Genomic DNA, 19,808 nt, shown 5'->3' on the forward strand with positions numbered 1-19,808 from the left:
GTCCGCCGCTCGTCATCTTCTAGCAAGCTAGAAATGTTACCGCTCGACTTGCATGTGTTAGGCCTGCCGCCAGCGTTCAATCTGAGCCATGATCAAACTCTTCAATTAAAAGTTTTTTCGAAACCTAAGTTTCGTGCTCAATGAATTCTGATTGTTTGTTTCTACTTTTCAAAAAAGTAAAATCAAAACGAATTGACTATATAGTCACTCAGTTACAATTGAGACTCTAAATTTGTTTGCGTCATCTAGTGAACTAGAATCTGCTGTTAGAACTCAACCTGTACGAGTGCCCACACAGATGATTGCTTCATATTTTTAAAGAACGTTTCGAAACATTTCGCCGTTTCGAGGGATGTGCATTCTAAGCACTCCCAATTTTTTGTCAACACTTAATTTTGAATTTCTTGAAAAGAAGTTTCGAACTTAAGTTTTACTTGACACTAACTCGTTGCTGCTTTGCTTTTCAGCGTAGCGCTCCGTGTCAGTGGGGTCGCATTATAGGGCGATCCGATTTTAGTGCAACCCTTTTTTTAAAGAAAATTGCGAAAAACAGATTGTTTGGATAGAAATCACTCTAAGACAGTTATTTTTGCATGTTTTACAAACAAAAAGAGCGCTAAATGCGCTCTATTTTTAATTCCCAACCGAATTTTGATAGGTAAGCTGCTTCTTGAATGAGCTCCGCTAACATCAACGGATGAAGGGATAGCCAAGGATTGGGCATTTGCATAGTCAGGGACTTATTCTCTTTATTGTTGGCTTGCACTGTTACTTTAGGTAGAACATCGTCTTTTCTACGCATAGATAACAAAACACCAAGTCGAACTACGACGCATAACAACTTAGCGTATCCAAAGTGACAACCTAATCGATCAAAATCTTTGGCAACAAGGTCAGCTCTATGATTTTTAACGATAGCAACGATAATATCTTTTTGCGCTTTGCTATATCCAGGCATTGAAGTATTCGCCAATATATAGCCGCTGTGTCTATGGTACTGTTTATAGTCAATCAGCAAGCCTACTTCATGAAGAGATGCGATTGCCTTTGCCAAGTGAAGACTCGCTTGTTCATCGAGACCCCAGCTTGATGACACTTGGGCGATAATATCAGACACCACTTCGTATACTCGCAGCGCCTGCTCGGTATCAACATGATAACGCTGAGTGAAACCATCCAATGTGCGCTGACAGATATCGACAGCCTGAAAATCAGGGATCATACTATAAAGTACACCCTCACGAAGTGCGCCACCGGCAAGACCCATAGATTGAATATCCAATGACTTGAATAGTGCAATCAAAATTGCAAGGCCCGATACAAAGACTAAGCGGCGTTCTTCAATTAGCCCAGGTAAAGTTAGCGCAGCCACCGTTTCACATTCAATTGCTTTAAGCTTTACTTCTTCCAACTTGCTCAGAGTCAGTTGTTCATTCTCGCCCATCGCAGCGAAAATTTCCTGAATGGCTTGAACAGTACCTGACGCACCAATGGCTAACTCCCAGCCAAGCTTTTTATATTTGGCTTGAATAGGCTGAATAACCTGTTTTGCAGCCAGCTCTGCAGCGTCAAAGTTTTTCAGACTTAATAGGCCATCGCTGAAATATCTATCAAGATAAGTCACACAACCCATATTTAAACTTTTATACAGTAAGGCATCAAAGCCTTTTCCGATCACAACTTCGGTACTCGCGCCGCCAATATCAATAACGAGTTGCTTACCTTGACAGGCGGATGTGTGAGCGACACCTTTGTAAATCGTTTTAGCTTCCACTTCTCCACTTATCACATTTACCTGATGATTAAGGATCTGCTCCGCTTTTTCGATAAATGTGTGAGCGTTAGTAGCCAAACGCAATGTCGCAGTCGCTACAATACTGACATTTTGCTTGGGGATATCTTGTAAGCGCTCAGCAAACAAAGCAAGGCACTCCCATCCTCTTTGCATCGCCTCAAGCGACAATTCATTTTGGTCATTAAGCCCAGATGCCAGCCGCACCTTCCTTTTCACACGGCCGATTGTGTGAATACCGCCTGCCATATGTTTCGCTATCAACATATGAAAGCTGTTAGAACCTAAGTCTATTACAGCGTAAATATCTTCCTTCGAAGCAGTCTTTGCCACTTTTCAAACCTCAACAAATCGCATTAAGCGCTTACTACTTTACTATCCAAGTTTATTTGGATTGTGGTTTTCTATAGCCACCAGTTCGGCGACCGCCACCACGTTGCTTGTTACCACTATTACCATGGCCTGAATGACGACGTTTATTTACTTGAGGCGCACGCAAGTCAGTTAATAGTGCTGTTTTATCATAATGAGAAACAGGAATTGCATGTTCTATGTATTCTTCTATCTCATGTAAATTGTAGGCATATTGCTCGCACGCGAAACTAATCGCATGCCCAGATGCACCAGCTCGACCCGTACGACCAATGCGGTGAACATAGTCTTCTCTGTCATCCGGCAAGTCAAAGTTGAACACATGACTTACTTCAGGAATATGTAAACCACGTGCTGCAACATCAGTCGCAACCAGCAAGTCAACATCACCACGCGTAAACTGCGCTAATATCGATTGGCGTTTCTTTTGGTTCACATCGCCAGTAAGCAAACCAGCACGGTGACCATCCGCTTTCAGCCATGCATATACGTTTTCGCAGCTGTGCTTAGTATTAGCAAAAATGATTGCCTTCTCTGGCCACTCTTCCTCAATCAAAGTAAGCAGTAAAGGTATTTTGTCCTCTGTTGACGGGTGAAATAGCTCTTCTTGAATACGCTTGCCCGTTTTAACATCTGGCTCAATTTGCACATGAATAGGATTGGTCATGTGTTCGAATGCTAACTCTTGCACTCTGTATGACAGTGTTGCAGAGAATAATAGATTTAATCGCTCTTCACGACCTGGCATGCGATTAAACAAATAACGAATGTCTTTGATAAAACCTAAATCAAACATTCGGTCTGCTTCATCTAGCACAACCACTTCGATATCATTGAGGTTATAAGCACCCTGCTTATAAAAATCGATTAAACGCCCAGTCGTTCCGATTAGTATATCCGCACCTTTTTCCAGTTGAGCCCGTTGTTTTTCGTAATCTTCGCCACCATATACAAGGGCAAGCTTAAGATCACAACGTGGCGCAATGACTTGCGCGTCCTTATGTATTTGGATAGCCAACTCTCGAGTCGGTGCCATAATAATTGCACGAGGTTGCGTTTTTTTATCCTTTTTAGTCTGCAATAGGCGATGACAGGTCGCGGTCAAAAACGCAAGGGTTTTGCCCGTACCAGTTTGTGCCTGACCCGCGATATCGCGGCCTTCACAGATGTAAGGTATACACTTTGCTTGGATTGGCGTACAAAATTCGAAGCCATTTTCCTGTAAACCGGCGACCACTTCCGGCGCTAAAGCAAAGTCGTTGAATGTTTTATTGGTCAAATGTGTCTTAGTCATAGCAATAAAGCATAACGTTTAAACTTGCAATAAGAAACAAGAGTGTTTAAATACGCATTAAATATTTCGCCTAATTCTAACGGAGAGCGTAATGAGCGACAAAATTATCCAACTAACTGATGACAGCTTTGAAGCTGACGTAATCAAATCTGACAAGCCTGTACTAGTAGATTTCTGGGCAGAATGGTGTGGCCCTTGTAAGATGATTGCGCCTATCCTTGATGAAGTTGCAGAATCACACGGTGACCGCGTTGCGATCGGCAAACTGAATATTGACCAAAACGCAGGAACTCCACCTAAGTACGGTATCCGTGGTATTCCAACACTATTACTGTTTAAAGATGGTGCAGTAGCCGCAACCAAAGTTGGTGCTCTATCTAAGACTCAACTTGTTGAGTTCCTAGAAAACAACCTGTAATTCAGGCTGTTACATACTCTGCGGCATCACTGCCGCAGTTGTAGACCTGATCTATATCATTTTTAATAGAATAAAATTTGTATAAACACTGGACGACCTGACGCCTAGCTGCTAACTTATAAAGCCACAAACCTTTAAGCTTTATCAAATCAACCTCTCTCGTGAAACTAACGAGAATGACAACTGTAATAAAGAACCCACCAATATGCATTTACGCGAATTAAAAGACAAGTCAATCAATGAACTTGTAAAACTTGCTGAGTCCATGGGACTTGAAAACGTAGCTCGTTTAAGAAAACAAGATATTATCTTTGCTATTTTGAAAGCGCACGCGAAAAGCGGCGAGAATATATACGGCGGCGGTGTTTTAGAAATTTTACAAGATGGCTTCGGCTTTTTACGTTCTTCAGAAGCATCTTACCTAGCTGGCCCTGATGATATTTATGTTTCTCCGAGCCAGATTAGACGTTTCAGCCTGCGTACCGGTGATACCATCAGTGGTTTAATCAGACCACCAAAAGATGGCGAAAGATACTTTGCATTATTGAAAGTTAATGAAGTTAACTTCGATAAGCCTGAAAACTCTCGTACCAAAATCCTATTCGAAAACCTAACGCCTATTCATGCTAATGAGCGTATGGTAATGGAGCGAGGTAACGGTAGTACAGAAGATATTACCGCTCGAGTATTAGACCTTGCTTCTCCAATTGGTAAAGGTCAGCGTGCACTTATCGTTGCACCACCAAAAGCGGGTAAGACAATGTTGCTTCAAAACATTGCTCAGTCCATCACATACAACAACCCAGATGCAACATTGATGGTACTACTAATCGATGAACGTCCGGAAGAAGTAACTGAGATGCAGCGTCTTGTTCAAGGTGAAGTAATTGCTTCTACGTTTGACGAACCTGCCAACCGCCACGTTCAAGTAGCAGAAATGGTAATCGAAAAAGCAAAACGCTTAGTTGAGCATAAGAAGGATGTTATTATTCTACTTGACTCAATCACACGTCTTGCTCGAGCATACAACACGGTTATTCCTTCCTCAGGTAAAGTATTAACTGGTGGTGTTGATGCCAATGCACTTCACAAACCTAAGCGCTTCTTTGGTGCTGCGCGTAATGTTGAGGAAGGCGGAAGCTTAACCATCATCGCAACGGCACTTATCGATACCGGCTCTAAGATGGATGAAGTTATCTACGAAGAGTTTAAAGGTACGGGTAACATGGAACTACACCTAAACCGTAAGATTGCGGAAAAACGTGTATTCCCAGCTATCGACTTCAACCGCTCTGGTACTCGTCGTGAAGAACTACTAACGAAGACTGATGAGCTTCAAAAGATGTGGATCTTGCGTAAGATTGTGCATGAAATGAGTGAGATCGATGCCATGGAATTCCTTATTGATAAGCTTTCCATGAGCAAAACAAACGATGAGTTTTTCGACTCAATGCGTCGTAAGTAAGTAGACTCTAAGTCTAATTTTTGAAAAGCCAGCTTATGCTGGCTTTTTGCTTTTCAGGTTCGCCAACTGCCTGTTTTTGTTCTATACCTATCTAGTGAATTTAAACCGTATTTGTATAATGAACCTAGGGACTTAGAATGAAGCCGAGTCGTATTATTGTCACAGTCACACTGTTTAATCTGGCTTCGGTAACACTCGCAATCACCTTGCTATCTTCTGATACAGCCAAAATAGCTGTTGCTCTCGGAGCTCTAGTACTGGGGGTGCTATTCCAGCTTTTATACTTTAAGAAAACCTCTTCCGCTGAAAAGCATATGGAACATCTCGTTCGCAACTTTATCAACGACAATGGTGTCGACCTAACGTATCGCTTTAACGAACAAGATAAAAATATTTCTAAGTCCTGCCTACTAATGAATGATTGCTTCGCCGTTATAGAACATATAATTAGTGAAGTATACGCATCTTCTTCTCGACTTCACCCAATGGCAGATAGTTTAAGAGATACCTACGCATCCATGACGCAAAAGGCGACGCTACAACATACTCACGGAGAATACTTAGCCACCTCGATACAGTCTATGTTAGAGATTTCCGCGCGTTTAGATACTAGCTTAGAGCAGATCTACGCATCTGTAGAAAACGCTACAACGGCAGTGAAGCAGACCAGATTAGATACTGACAAAAGCCAAGAAAGCCTGCTAACTCTTGCAGATAACATCAAAAAAACCAATGAACAAATAGAGTTGCTCAAAACAGACAGCAACGAAATTAGCTCAGTGCTTGAAGTTATTAATGCTATTGCAGAGCAGACCAATTTACTTGCGCTAAACGCTGCGATTGAAGCAGCACGAGCTGGCGAGCTGGGCAGAGGCTTTGCCGTCGTTGCTGATGAAGTTCGTAATTTAGCGGCAAGAACAAGCCAATCTACAAAAGAAGTAAGTCTGGTTATCAGAAAAATTCAATCCGGTACAGATTCTGTTTACGCACTCATGCAAGCAGCACTAGAGGAAACAGATAACACGGTAAAATTAAGCGAAGCCTCTACAAAAGAGGTTGATGAAATAGAAAACGCGATGCTCTCTATCAACCAAATGTCTCACGATATTCATCGACAAGTTGGAGAACAGAAGCAAGCCTCTGACGAAGCTCAAGAGAGCATAGAGTCAATGGTGCACCTGAATTCAGATGCACTTTCAAGTACAAGAATACAGGCTGTCTCCAATCGTGACCTCATAGCACTATCGCAAAGTATTCATTCCAAGTTATCCATGTTTAAGATTTCAGATTACACCTCGGAACTAGACACCAGAAAAGACAGTTCACGGGTATCAATCAGTAATATTGAGCAACCTGAAAACTCAAATGTGGGGAATGCTGATGATATAGAACTATTTTAGGACGCTAAAGACTCTTTAGATTTTAGCTGATCGCACATCGCTAAGAACAAAGACTGAAACTGATCTTCATTTCCTTGCTTTAACACTTTTTCAAATTCTATGGCTATACTTGCCAGTTCGGGAAATTCAAACATAGATGCCGCCCCCGCCAACTTATGGCAAATAGCCTGGAGTGTGAGCAGCTCTTTATTTTGCCAAGCATCAATTAGTAAATAACGCTCTTGTTCAAAAGTACTTGCGAAGCTATCTCTTAAGTCCGATAAATCGATATTAAGCTCATATGCTTTGCCATGCTCAAAGTTCAAATGCGTATTCAGAACTCCCAGCAATTCATTTTTATTAATCGGCTTGCCAATATGTCCATTGAATCCAGAATCAATATATGATTTGACTTCTTCCATCAGTACATTAGCGGTTAGCGCGTATATCGGCCCAGAATAGCCAGCAGAACGAATAATCCTTAATGCTTCGACACCATCCATTCTTGGCATTTGAATGTCCATAAGCACCAAATCAGGAAAATCACTAAGACACTGTTCAACCGCTCGAGCACCATTTTCGGCTACAATGACCGTCGCCCCCGTCCGCTCGATCATACGAGAGAATAATTGGCGGTTTTCAGGGTGATCCTCTACAACCAACACAGTACCTGATAACAAAGGTTGCTTTAGCTGAGGTTCTTGCGCTTCAGTGGCCGCGACATTGAGATACACAGTACAAGGTACATGAAAAGAGAAGATACTGCCTTTATCAATAATGCTTTGAACTTTTATTTCACCATTCATCATATGCGCAAGCTGGCTCGACAAACTTAATCCGAGCCCAGAGCCACCAAAGCGCCTTGTTATGCTGTTGTCAGCTTGTTGGAAATTATCAAAAATTCGGCCTATCTGCTGCTCAGTCATGCCAATACCTGTGTCCTTCACCACAAACTGTAAGCCATGGTGCGTTTCAGATACTTCTAATTCAATACGGCCTTTTTCGGTAAACTTTAGGGCATTACTTAGCAAGTTTATTAGTATTTGTTTTACTCGAATGTAATCTAAACGCACGTAAGCGTTAGCCCTGACCTGGTCACAAACGATAAACTCTAATTCCTTACTCTGGATATTTTGTTGAAACATATCGCATAAGTCCGCAAGTAAGCTGCTTACCGAAAACTCTGTTGATTCAAGCTCTAAGCGCTCAGCTTCGATTCGACTTAGGTCAAGAATATCATTGACGAGATCTCGTAAGTGTAACCCTTGATTATAGATAGTTCTGACTGAAGCTTGTGCCTGAGCATTTAAATCTTGTTCGACCAACAAGTCTTCTGCATGTCCCAGCACCGTAGTAAGTGGCGTTCTGATTTCATGGCTCATGTTTGCTAGAAATTGACTTTTCACTTGATTTGCCGCTTTTAACTCATCCGCTTTTTGCTGAAGCTCAGATGTTCTGAGTGCGACTTTTTGACTTAGCTCCAGTTTTGCTCTTTGCTCAACCTTACGTCGGTAAAGTGCGAAAGTTGTCAGTAAGGTTAATAGTGCAATGATAACACCCAACAATTGTAACTGGCTGCGCTGCTCTTCTTTCAGTAGCTGTAATTTTTGCTCTTGCTTGAGCACTTCAACTTCTCGAGAAAGCTCACTCGCTTCATACTTAGCACGATAATCATTGATTCGCTTAAGCACGTCATCATTCATTAAGCGCTTTTGCGCTTCCAGATTTTGCGAGTCATATTCTCTAGCTTGTTGTATATTACCTTGAGCAGCCTCAATTAGCGCTAGTAAACGTAGCGACATTCGCTCCTTCTTCTGCTCGTGCATCAATCGGCTGGCAGCTAAACTTTGCTCAGCATTCGCTAAGGCTTCTACAAGTCTGCCTTGTGCAAAAAATATTTGTGCTAATGTATATTGCGCCTCCATAACATTAGCGGGGTTTTGAGCCTTTTCAGCGTAATAAAGTGCAAAATTCGCCTCTTTTTCAGCAACGTCAAGCTGATCTAAGGAATAGCTAAGAAGTGCGAGGTTAACGTATTCGTACGATAAATGGCGAACATCATTTTGAGCTTCATAATACGTAATGGCGGCCTGATAAGAAGCTTTAGCCAATTCAGGCTTTTTCGTTTCCGTATACAGGACTCCAAGATCTGCATGAGCAAGCGCGACACCATATTCATCACCCAATTCATTAAAAGCTTTAAGCGCGGTATGTAGCATCTCCTCCGCTTTATCGTAGGCAGCTTGACGAATATAAACCCCTGAAATATTGAGTAGAATGTCAGCGTGATCTTGAGCATTGCCAAACTCCTGATAGAGCTCGTCCGCTTTTAAATAGTTTTGTAGTGCAAGATCTAAAGTAAAGTTTTTAAAGTAGGCCAACCCTAGGTTGCTGTGTAAGTTAGCCATTTCAATAGGGATATTACGCTGCTCAGCCAGCGCTAAAGCACGAGAGTAAAACTCTATTGCCTGTTGGTATTGACCGAGATAGAAATTACAGATCCCTTGTAGCTTAACAGCAGTAAAGTGGTTGTCAGTTAAGGGCTCTGACTGGGTGATTAATTCTAGCTGACTAAGAAAAGCTAGTGCATCTTTAAACTGATTGTGACTATAAGCAGACTTACCAAGGCTAAACAAAATGTCCACTTTTTTCTCTTTTCCGAGCTTTTTCTCAGCGAGAAGTTCCTTGCCTAGAATTTTTTTTTGTTGCCAATTCGTAATCAGCTTCATTTCCGTAATGCGTTCAGTGAGTGAAGTATTACTCACTGCATATTCCGCATGAAAAGTAGTAGAGAGATAAAAACAACACGCAAACACAGATCTGGGCTTTAGTAGCCTCGATAAATTCATTGTTGCTCTCCATTGCTTATCATTTAGTCTGCGTGGTAGTGTGAAGATACACCAAGACTAAAGAGGCGACAATGTTCAATCCGCTTACAGATGTTATTTTTAAATTAATTTGTCAAAATCAATCTTTAAAAGTACACACTATTGCCGCCGCTCTGATGGAACAACAGCAACTACCTCGCCTTGATGAAGATGAAAATAAAAATCTCTTCAAGCGCAACTTTCTGATCATGAATGCCCTGTACCAACTTCAGCAAGAAGTATTCGCTGAGGGTCAATACCTGCATGTTGAAGCGCTCAATGTTTATCTAGCTCCACAACTAGGTGAACATCAATTAGCATTAGATGATCCGCTCAGAAGCTACTATTTAGATTGGCAACACTATGAAACCAGCAGTGAAGAAGTGAGTGCTCTGTTGGATAACTTTTGGCAGCGCTTTGCATTCAATGGCGCTCGCCAGCGAATTAATATCAAGGCTGACGAATTAAACGCGATTAAAACACGCTGGCGACTGCCTAACGGATATGATCGCAGGATGTTAAGTCAATGTTGGAGAAAACTGGCCCTGACTCATCACCCAGATAAATCAGGTGATGAGGAGGCTTTCAAACGCTTAATGAACGAGTATGAGATACTTAAGCAGACCTTAAGCACGTAGGGCTTTATAGCGCTTATTTTTAATTTTGCTATTGTTAAGCTTTCGTAGTGCAGGCTTTACTGCCTCGCGTTTTACAGCCACGAAGGTTTGTACATCATATATATTGATTTTACCAATTTGTTTAAAGTTAATGCCCTCTTCACCTGTCAAGCTGCCGACGATATCTCCTTTGCGAAGCTTTTGTTGCTTTCCACCTTCAATCATGAGGGTCACCATATTCGACTTATAGGCTGGTTTTTCGAGCAGTGAATGGCCCGGCAACGTGCCATGTTTTAGCTCTTGACCATATATTTCCGCCAACTGTTTTATTTTGAAGGCTTCTTTTTCTCCATAAAGAGATACTGCGATACCTTTGTGCTCACCCCGGCCCGTACGACCAACACGGTGAATATGCGTCTGTGGCTCAAGCGCCAAATGATAGTTAACCACAAGCTCAACTTCCTCAACGTCGAGCCCTCGAGCGGCCACGTCAGTGGCAACCAAAATATTGGCACTCTTATTAGCAAAGGTGAGCAATGACCACTCACGCTCACCTTGATCTAAATCGCCATGTAACTCGACACAAGCAAGTCCGGTTTGGCGTAATTCTTCGAATAGTCGCTTAGTCTCAGCTTTGGTATTACAAAAAACGATACAGCTTTGCGGCTGGTGCTGCATTAACAGCACTCTCAGCGCGTTAAAGCGCATTTTATTGTTGTCTAACTTATAAAAGGTTTGCTTAATGCTGTGGTGTGCTTGTTCTTCTTTTGCTTCAACAAACTCTGGCTCACGCATATATTGCTTCGCCAGTTTCATGATCTTATCTGGGTAAGTCGCACTAAACATTAGTGTTTGTCGAACTTCAGGCACATACACTAAAATGCTTTCTAGCGTTTCAGTAAAGCCCATATCCAGCATCTGATCAGCTTCGTCGAATACCACAGTCTGCGTTTCAGTTAGCATGAGTGAGCCATTAAAAACATGCTCTTCAACTCGACCAGGTGTACCAACAACAATATGCGCACCGTGTTGCAACGCCCGTGTTTGAGGTTCAATTGGCGTTCCTCCACAGAGTGTTTGCACTTTGACGTTACCAATTAAAGCCGCAATTTTTCTGATCTCTTGTGCGACTTGATCAGCCAACTCTCTCGTTGGACATAACACCAAAGCCTGAACCTCATTGTACTCGGGCTGCAACTTATTCAGCAGCGCAAGTGAAAACACCAGTGTTTTACCAGATCCAGTTTTCCCTTTCACGACTAAATCTCGTCCGGTCAGCGCCGGCGCTAAACTCACAGACTGTACTGCTGTTGGCACCATGTAGTTAAGATCTACAAGGCGCTGAGTAAGCGCTTGGTTTAGAGGTAATTGAGAAAATGAAGTGATCGACACAGTGCTTTCCTATTCGCTATCTTAATCGCGTATTTTATACCAAATGTGTAAATTCGCTAACCGCTTTACTCTATTATTCCAAGATAAAGCCCCCCTAGATTGTGGATGAATTATCCTCATCGCAATACACGGACTTACATCACAATTTATGCTTTAATCTCTCGGTAACTCCATTTTTACCAAGGATTATCATGAAGTTTAAATCACTATTGGCATTTGGTTTATTAAGCGCAGGTTTGAGTACAGCACTGCAAGCCGAAGAATTTACTACACAACAATTAGAACAAGTTAAACAAGTTAGAGAAGCCGCAAGCCACAGCAACCTAAGTTGGCAACTACTAGAATCCCTCACCACAGAAGTAGGCCCACGCTTACCAGGTACCGAAAATGATAAAAAAGCGGTAGCTTGGGCAAAGAAACAATTTGAGCAACTGGGCTTTGACAAAGTCTGGCTTGAGAAAGCGACCTTTCCTGAATGGCGCCGCTACCATGAGTCTGCAAAAATCCTGATACCGAGCGAACAACCGCTACACCTTACAGCGCTCGGTAACAGTGTCAGTACACCAAAAGATGGCTTAAGTGGCGAAGTAGTGTTGTTTGAAACTCTCGATGAGCTGATTGCTGCGCCAGACAACAGCTTAAAAGGTAAAATAGCTTTTATTAATTACCGCATGAACCGCGATATTGATGGTAATGGCTATGGACCGGCAGTAAGAGCTCGTAATAGCGGCGCCGTAGAAGCGGCTAAAAAGGGCGCTATCGCCTATATGATGCGCTCAGTCAGCACCAGCCACCACCGCTTCGCGCACACTGGCGGCAGTCACTATAAAGCGGGAGTGACAAAGATCCCGTCCACTGCAGTTGCGAACCCAGATGCGGATCAGCTAGCACGCCTTATCAACTCTGGTCATGCAGTTAAAGTCGCGCTAAATATTCAAACTGAGGACTTAGGTGAAGGAACCAGTTATAACGTCATCGGTGAATTCTCGGGTACTGAGTTTCCAGAGCAATATGTCTTGATTGGTGGTCACTTAGACTCTTGGGATCTGGGTACTGGTGCACTCGATGATGGTGCTGGTGTTGCATTAACGATGGCGGCAGCTAAGCATATTGCCGATGTAAAACGCCCTAAACGTAGTGTCCGCGTAGTCCTATTTGCAGCAGAAGAACTCGGTCTTTGGGGAGCAAAAGCTTATTTTAAAAAGCATCAGGCAGAATTAGACCGCATCGTAGCCGCATCCGAGTCCGATTTTGGTGCAGATGTAGTGTATGCGTTTGAATCAAACGTAAATGCCGCTTCCTTACCGGTTGTGCGTGAGATTGCAAAACAATTGGCGCCACTTGGCGTTACTTATATTGGCAAGAATAGCGCACATGGTGGTCCTGACTTAATTCCGCTGAAAAATGCTACATCAGCGCCAATCTTCGCTTTACACCAAGATGGAACCGATTATTTTGATTATCACCACACAGCTGATGACACGCTTGATAAAGTCGATCCAGAAAAACTAAAGCAAAATACCGCGGCATACGCCGTATTTGCCTTAATGGCAGCCGATGCCAAAACGAAAATGGCAGGGAAATAAAATCTTACACTTATGGGGACAAGTACACTTGTCCCCTACACTCAAGTTGCCTACCTTAGACATACCCACACCTAACTAACTAATAGAATATGGAAATCAAAAGCGTATTTTTTTCCTTTTACGACACAATATTCAACTTCATCAGTAAATATAAAGTTGCCGTGTCGGCACTAATTGTGGTCACTATTGCATTTTACTTTTATAACCAGCATCAACAACAAATCGCTAGTTATCAAACATACTTAGCATCCCCACAAATCGATGACCTGATTATTTTTGACGCTGGCAAGAACACTGGGCAAGTTTATGATCCTGCTTTTCAGATATTACAAATTACTGAGCTGACAGATGACAACATTGAAGTGAAGGAAAGTGCCTACACTTATCGAACAATGCGTAACATCACCCGAGATATCCGTGTCAGCATGCTAATGACCGATCATTATTTTAAGCCACAAAGGCTGACGCTAGAAAAAGACAATCTATTAGACTTACTTGACGATGAAACCATAGTCTCCGTATACAGGCCTGTAGGGATCCATGTACTCGGCGGCGTTGTTAGACAAAGATTTAAAAAGCCGAAGCCACTATATAATGGACCTAAGCTCTCTGCACAGAACCAAGAAGCAATTCACGCTTACAGCCAAGGAAACTTTGAAGAAGCAAAAACGGGATTTGCAGCAGCGGCTAAAACCGGCAACCCTTGGGCACAATATAACTATGGGACAATGCTTCGCGACGGTGAAGGCGGTGCAAAAGACATTAAAAAAGCGATCCACTGGCTTAAACTTGCCGCAGAGCAAGGTAATCATAAAGCACAGACAGCCCTGGCTAAGTTATGCCAAGACCACCCCTGTTAACTGTGACTTTGCTTGTGATACTGCACAGTCAAAACGTTTGCTTCAAACTCTTGTTGTGCCACCGGTTTAGAATGAAAATAGCCTTGAGTCATATCACACAGTAAATTCTTTAAAAACATGCATTGTGCGGGGGTTTCAACCCCTTCCGCAATGACCCTTAAGTTCAATTTATGCGCCATCAATATAATCGCACTGACGAGCGCTTTATCTTCTTCATCTTCAGGTAAATCACGAATAAAGGTTCTATCAATTTTCAATTTAGAAAGCGGGAAGCGCTTGAGATAACTCAACGACGAATATCCAGTACCGAAGTCGTCAATCGCCAGTTCTACGCCGATTTCTCTTAATGCTTTTAATTGTGACAATATTTTGTCTGAGTTTTCAACTAGTACTGACTCTGTGATTTCCAATGTCAGATATTTAGCTTCTAGTCTGGTGTCTTTAAGTACTTTTCTTACTAATGCAACCATATCTTGACGTTTAAACTGGATACTAGAAACGTTAACTGCAATAAATAAGGGTCTACCGTAGTTGTCTTGCCAAGCTTTAACTTGAGAACAAGCGTGATACAGCACCCATTCTCCAATGGGTAAGATAAGCCCTAGTTCTTCGCAAACGGGAATAAATTGCTCTGGAGAAACATGGCCTAGCAACTCACTTTTCCATCTTAACAACACCTCGCAGCCAACGAGGTCGCCTCTACCAAGCTGTGAAAAAATAGGTTGGTACACCAGTGATAATTCTCGATTAGACAGCGCTTTGTGCAAGGCACTTTCTAACACGCTACGCGCTTTGGCATGTTGATGCATCGCTGAAGTATAGAATTGAAAACAGTCGCGACCATGCTCCTTCGCTTTATACATTGCACTATCGGCATTACGTAGCAAGATTTTTCGATCGGTGCCGTCATCTGGGTAAAGCGTGATCCCCATACTACCGGATACATAAGCTTCGTGCCCTTCCAAATGAAAAGAGTTGGCTAGTGCACGTAAAATCTTAGTCGCAACCTGCTCTAAATCACTGATAGAACTTATATCTTGTAGCAATAACGCGAACTCATCCCCACCTAATCTTGCAACGGTATCAGAACTGCGCACGCACTCATTAATACGGTTTGCAGCTTCTTTGAGTAGTAGATCACCAATATGATGTCCAAGCGTGTCATTCACTGCTTTAAAGCGGTCAAGATCGATAAAACAAATTGCAAAGCGCTCTTCTAGCTGAGCTGCTCGTTTTAACGCTAAATCAAATTTAACGTGATAATGATGGCGGTTTGCAAGACCTGTCAAACTATCAAAGTTGGCTTGCTGCCACATCAACTGTTCGTTACGTTTTCTCGAGGTAATATCACTGAATAACGCAACATACATATCAATTTCCCGAGCATCGTTAAATACTGCAGATACTTGCAGCCAACTCGGATAAATTTCACCATTTTTGCGCTTGTTCCAAATCTCTCCCTCCCAATGGCCTTTGTTAACCAAGTCATCATATAACGCGTTGAAAAAGCGCTCATCGTGACGTCCAGAGTTCAGGATTGATGGAGTCTCCCCTATCACTTCATCCATGCCAAAGCCTGTAATTTCGCTAAATGCACGATTTACCATTTGGATTTGATTATGTTTGTCGGAGACCAACACACCTTCAGAGGTTGTCGAAAATACCGTACTTGCCAAGCGCTGTTCTCTTTCGTTCTCAAGCTCTTCCGTAATATCTTGAATAACATAGATAAAACCCAGTTTTGCTTGTGTTTCACTTACCACCGGGGCACAAGAAACCCGCACATTGCGATAACCAAAACGCGCATCAAGTTGGCACTCAAGCGTTCCTTCCGTTAGCAGCTTTTCACTATCAAGCACATCAAATAAGGTATAAATAGATTTTGATTTTAACGCTTCTAAACTATCAAAATCCTTTAACACTGAGCCATTAGCGGCTTCAATGTGATGAGTTTCATCCGTAAACACCAGATATGCTTTAATACCATCAAAAATGGCACTGAGCTTCGCACCTTGGTCTTGTGCTCGCTGATTGGAGCGCCTTAGCCTGACCAAAACGGTCATCAATACCGCCATCGATAGAATAAGCACAGCAATTACCGCAGTTAACAAAATGACCTGTACCATATTGGCTTGCTTGATTTTTTCAGTCTGCAGCATGACCTGTTGTTCAAGATTGGCTTGGTAATGCCAAAGATCTTGCTGTAGCTTACGCTGCTCACTCATATCTTGAATGATAGAAAGTAACCTTGGTTTACCATCGCTATCTTCAAACGGCGTTGAGTGAACACTCACTGTTTTAGTACTACCGTCTGCAGTTTGATGTTGGAAGATAAAATAATTGCGGCCTTCATTTAATGCCGCTTGACGCTCATTGGCAACCTGCTCGGCGGTAAATAAGTTGATATCTTGAATGACTTTTGATTCTAGTACCGCCTCGCTATAACCATAGAATGCGGCAGCAGCCTTATTGGCATCCAAAATTTTTCCAGACGTGGGCTCGATGATCAACATCACCGCGCTATGATTAGAAAAAGTATAATATGGTAACTCGTTAGCTGGTGCTGAAATACAAAACAGCAACAGCAGCCCCCCGAACAATTTTGACATCAACTTCAAACTCAGACCCCTCAGGATATCGTTTTATGCAACCGCGGCGACTATAGCGCAAAGGGTATGTGAGCTACATCGAAAGTCGATTTTTGCTTGTTTCATATCAAAACAACTCAACACACACATCTTTTTATAACAATTTATACACTTGCTCCGGCGTACTGACAAGCCGATACGCTCTGAAAGTGTAGTCTATTTCGCAATAGTGTAGACGCAAAAGTGAGTCACTAAACCTTTTCACCATCCCATCCGTACAGCTAGGAAAAATATGCCTAGTTGATATACTAGGCCAAACTCAACTCACAGTGCGCCGATGAAATACCAAGACTTACGAGATTTTATAGCCCAGCTTGAAAAACAAGGAGAACTTGTTCGCGTCAAGCAGCCCATTTCCACCAAACTAGAAATGACTGAAATTGCAGACCGAACGCTGCGAGCAGGTGGACCCGCTATCCTATTTGAAAACCCTGTTGGTTATGACATTCCGGTACTGGCTAACCTATTTGGCACACCAAAGCGCGTCGCAATGGGGATGGGACAAAGCGATGTCAGTGAACTAAGAGAAGTCGGCAAGTTACTCGCTTTTTTAAAAGAACCCGATCCACCGAAGGGAATTAAAGAAGCCATTGGCCAGCTACCGGTATTCAAACAAGTGTTGAATATGCCAGCCAAAGAAGTGAAAAAAGCCCCATGTCAGGAAGTTGTACTGAGCGATAATGAGGTTGATCTCACTAAACTACCTATTCAACATTGCTGGCCTGGTGATGCCGCACCTTTAATTACATGGGGGTTAACGGTAACCAAAGGTCCTTATAAAAAGCGTCAGAACCTAGGGATTTATCGTCAACAGCTATTGGGTAAAAACAAAATTATTATGCGCTGGCTATCACATCGTGGCGGTGCGCTTGATTTTCAGGAGTGGTGCAAAGAGCACCCCGGCGAACCGTATCCGGTATCTGTTGCACTTGGCGCTGATCCCGCGACGATTTTAGGTGCGGTAACCCCAGTTCCAGATACGCTAAGCGAATACGCATTTGCAGGTCTACTGCGTGGTAGTAAGACGCAGGTTGTTAAATCAATTTCAAACGAACTGCAAGTACCAGCGAGTGCCGAAATCGTCTTAGAAGGATATATTCAACCGGGCGAGCTCGCGCCAGAAGGCCCATATGGCGATCACACCGGCTACTACAATGAAGTTGACGACTTCCCTGTAATGACTGTCACTCATATGACACATCGCAAAGATCCTATTTATCACAGCACTTATACGGGCCGCCCGCCTGATGAGCCAGCTATTCTTGGTGTTGCGCTCAACGAAGTATTCGTGCCGATTTTACAAAAGCAATTTCCGGAAATCGTCGATTTTTACCTTCCACCAGAAGGCTGCTCATACCGCATGGCGGTCGTCACCATGAAAAAGCAGTATCCGGGTCATGCTAAACGCGTGATGATGGGCGTATGGTCTTTCCTTAGACAATTTATGTACACCAAGTTTGTCATTGTTTGTGATGATGATGTAAATGCTCGCGACTGGAATGATGTGATTTGGGCGATAACAACACGTATGGATCCCGCAAGAGACACCACCTTAGTTGAAAGCACGCCTATTGATTATCTCGATTTTGCTTCCCCTGTGTCCGGACTTGGTTCTAAAATGGGTATGGACGCAACCAACAAGTGGCCGGGTGAGACCGACCGTGAATGGGGCGAGCCTATCGTTATGGATCCCAAGGTTAAACAACGCGTTGACGAAATTTGGGATACCCTAGGGATCACCATCAAATGACATATATCATCTAACATTGTGCACTCAGCTATGCTAGAGTGCACAGACTTTAGCCACGTGCTTAATAAAGGTAACACATGCAAGTATTAGCAGCAGAGGTTGTCTCAATTACACCTCTTACGGAATTTGTTCACAAAGTTATATTAAAACCTGAAGAAGCGGTGCAATTCGAAGCCGGCCAGTATCTGCAATTGGTACTTGGTGAAAAAGACAAACGTGCTTTCTCGATTGCCAGCAGCCCTTCAAAAACAGAGCAGTTAGAGTTACATATCGGTGCTTCTGGCGCAGACTCTTATGCCATGCAATCACTAGATCACCTACGTAACGCTTTTGATACAAAGCAAACCGTTGCATTAGAAGTTGGTCTTGGCGTATCTCAGATCCGTGTTGATCAAGCGCGTCCACTAGTTCTACTTGCCGGCGGCACTGGGTTTTCTTATGTCAAATCTATGGCCGATCACTTGGCTGAAACAGGTTACGACCAACCTGTTTTATTTTATTGGGGTGTAAAAGAAGAATCTGCGCTATATGCAAAAGCGGAGATGGAAGCTTGGGCCGCCTCAAATAAACACTTTCAGTTTATTCCTGTGGTAGAAAATGCCAGTGAGGCATGGCAAGGCCATCGCGGCTTCGTTCATCAGGCTGTGATGAAAGATATCGTTTCTTTAGAACCGTACAGTATTTATATGGCTGGCCGCTTTGACATGATAGGTATCGTGCGTGATGACTTTATCAATCATGGAGCTGAGCGCGACTTTATGTACGCCGACGCTTTTGCGTTTATTAAGTAACTTAAGCCAAGTTATTTAATAGTAATTTATCCAATGTGTGGCAGGTGTTTAGTCACACATTGGAAAAACAGAACGAACCAATCAAAACAATCCATTTTACCAAAGCAGTCTCACCCGCTACTCTCATATTACACACAAACACCGCGAGAAATATGATGAGTAAACTCTATGTTCGTGACATCATGTCACCCGATTTCCCACAGTTAACCGCCGAGACCGAACTAACCGACGCGATTAGTTTGCTACAAAAGCATCATTTAATTGGTGCGCCAGTGATAGATGCACAGCGTCATCTTGTTGGATTTATTTCAGAGCAGCAGCTACTCAAGCCTTTGCTTAATTCCAGCTACTTTTGTGATGGTAAAGTACAGCTGAGAGACTTACTGGCTACGCCTGCCCTCAGTATCGAAGCTGCAACAACCGTTGTCGACCTTGCACAACGTATGCAGCAAAATAGTCCTAAGGTTTATCCCGTACTCAATGAAGGCAAAGTGATTGGAATTGTGACACGTAGCCAAGTCGTTGCGGCGCTAAAAGAGAGTTATCTTAGCTGTGCGGGGTGATCCCACACAGCAAT

The 19,808-nt window shown here is 42.9% G+C and carries 14 protein-coding genes and 1 rRNA gene; 9 read left to right on the forward strand and 6 right to left on the reverse strand.

The features are described from left to right. From DS891_RS22540 to rhlB, 3 genes are all read right to left on the reverse strand, one after another. Positions 1-108, reverse strand: a 16S ribosomal RNA gene (locus DS891_RS22540); the annotation flags it as partial. Between the two features lie 508 nt (positions 109-616). Next, the gene (gene gppA / locus DS891_RS22545; RefSeq protein ID WP_174170983.1) at positions 617-2,125 is read right to left on the reverse strand and encodes a guanosine-5'-triphosphate,3'-diphosphate diphosphatase; all 1,509 of its coding nucleotides are present in this window, start codon (positions 2,123-2,125) and stop codon (positions 617-619) included. A gap of 52 nt (positions 2,126-2,177) precedes the next feature. Then, positions 2,178-3,458 (reverse strand): ATP-dependent RNA helicase RhlB, encoded by a 1,281-nt coding sequence (gene rhlB / locus DS891_RS22550; RefSeq protein ID WP_010604249.1) that lies wholly within the window; start codon positions 3,456-3,458, stop codon positions 2,178-2,180. Between the two features lie 91 nt (positions 3,459-3,549). On the opposite strand from rhlB, the gene trxA reads away from it, so the two are divergent. The 3 genes from trxA (at position 3,550) to DS891_RS22565 (ending at position 6,741) form a co-directional block, all read left to right on the forward strand. Next, on the forward strand, positions 3,550-3,876 hold the full coding sequence (trxA, locus tag DS891_RS22555; RefSeq protein ID WP_010378172.1) for a thioredoxin TrxA: 327 nt from the start codon (positions 3,550-3,552) through the stop codon (positions 3,874-3,876). A gap of 205 nt (positions 3,877-4,081) precedes the next feature. Then, entirely contained in the window at positions 4,082-5,341 is a 1,260-nt protein-coding gene (gene rho, locus DS891_RS22560; protein ID WP_010604247.1) for a transcription termination factor Rho, read from the forward strand. A 137-nt stretch (positions 5,342-5,478) separates the two neighbouring features. Next, a complete protein-coding gene (locus DS891_RS22565; protein WP_174170984.1) occupies positions 5,479-6,741 on the forward strand; it encodes a methyl-accepting chemotaxis protein in 1,263 nt (420 codons plus the stop codon). On the opposite strand, the gene DS891_RS22570 is transcribed toward DS891_RS22565, so the two are convergent. Continuing rightward, positions 6,738-9,485 (reverse strand): response regulator, encoded by a 2,748-nt coding sequence (locus DS891_RS22570; RefSeq protein WP_249122739.1) that lies wholly within the window; start codon positions 9,483-9,485, stop codon positions 6,738-6,740. The genes DS891_RS22565 and DS891_RS22570 overlap by 4 nt on opposite strands. A gap of 155 nt (positions 9,486-9,640) precedes the next feature. On the opposite strand from DS891_RS22570, the gene DS891_RS22575 reads away from it, so the two are divergent. Beyond that, positions 9,641-10,225, forward strand: coding sequence for a DNA-J related domain-containing protein (locus DS891_RS22575; RefSeq protein ID WP_174170986.1), 585 nt, complete (start codon positions 9,641-9,643; stop codon positions 10,223-10,225). Here DS891_RS22575 and dbpA read toward each other — a convergent pair. After that, positions 10,214-11,596 carry an ATP-dependent RNA helicase DbpA gene (dbpA, locus tag DS891_RS22580; protein WP_174170987.1) on the reverse strand — a complete coding sequence of 461 codons (1,383 nt, stop codon included), beginning with the start codon at positions 11,594-11,596 and terminating at the stop codon, positions 10,214-10,216. The genes DS891_RS22575 and dbpA overlap by 12 nt on opposite strands. Before the next feature lie 191 nt (positions 11,597-11,787). On the opposite strand from dbpA, the gene DS891_RS22585 reads away from it, so the two are divergent. Then, the gene (locus tag DS891_RS22585; RefSeq protein ID WP_174170988.1) at positions 11,788-13,182 is read left to right on the forward strand and encodes a M20/M25/M40 family metallo-hydrolase; all 1,395 of its coding nucleotides are present in this window, start codon (positions 11,788-11,790) and stop codon (positions 13,180-13,182) included. Between the two features lie 89 nt (positions 13,183-13,271). Next, entirely contained in the window at positions 13,272-14,042 is a 771-nt protein-coding gene (locus DS891_RS22590; protein WP_174170989.1) for a tetratricopeptide repeat protein, read from the forward strand. Here DS891_RS22590 and DS891_RS22595 read toward each other — a convergent pair. Next, positions 14,039-16,651 (reverse strand): EAL domain-containing protein, encoded by a 2,613-nt coding sequence (locus DS891_RS22595; protein WP_174170990.1) that lies wholly within the window; start codon positions 16,649-16,651, stop codon positions 14,039-14,041. The genes DS891_RS22590 and DS891_RS22595 overlap by 4 nt on opposite strands. 316 nt (positions 16,652-16,967) lie before the next feature. Between DS891_RS22595 and ubiD the strand changes: the two genes are divergently transcribed. From ubiD to DS891_RS22610, 3 genes are all read left to right on the forward strand, one after another. Next, on the forward strand, positions 16,968-18,440 hold the full coding sequence (gene ubiD, locus DS891_RS22600) for a 4-hydroxy-3-polyprenylbenzoate decarboxylase (protein ID WP_174170991.1): 1,473 nt from the start codon (positions 16,968-16,970) through the stop codon (positions 18,438-18,440). Positions 18,441-18,517: 77 nt separating this feature from the next. Next, positions 18,518-19,231 carry an NAD(P)H-flavin reductase gene (gene fre, locus DS891_RS22605; RefSeq protein ID WP_010604238.1) on the forward strand — a complete coding sequence of 238 codons (714 nt, stop codon included), beginning with the start codon at positions 18,518-18,520 and terminating at the stop codon, positions 19,229-19,231. A gap of 155 nt (positions 19,232-19,386) precedes the next feature. Then, positions 19,387-19,794: a CBS domain-containing protein gene (locus DS891_RS22610; protein WP_010604237.1), complete on the forward strand. Its 408-nt coding sequence runs from the start codon at positions 19,387-19,389 to the stop codon at positions 19,792-19,794. Positions 19,795-19,808 lie beyond the last annotated feature (14 nt).

The organism is Pseudoalteromonas sp. JC28 (assembly GCF_013319255.1).
Taxonomy (GTDB): Bacteria; Pseudomonadota; Gammaproteobacteria; order Enterobacterales; family Alteromonadaceae; genus Pseudoalteromonas.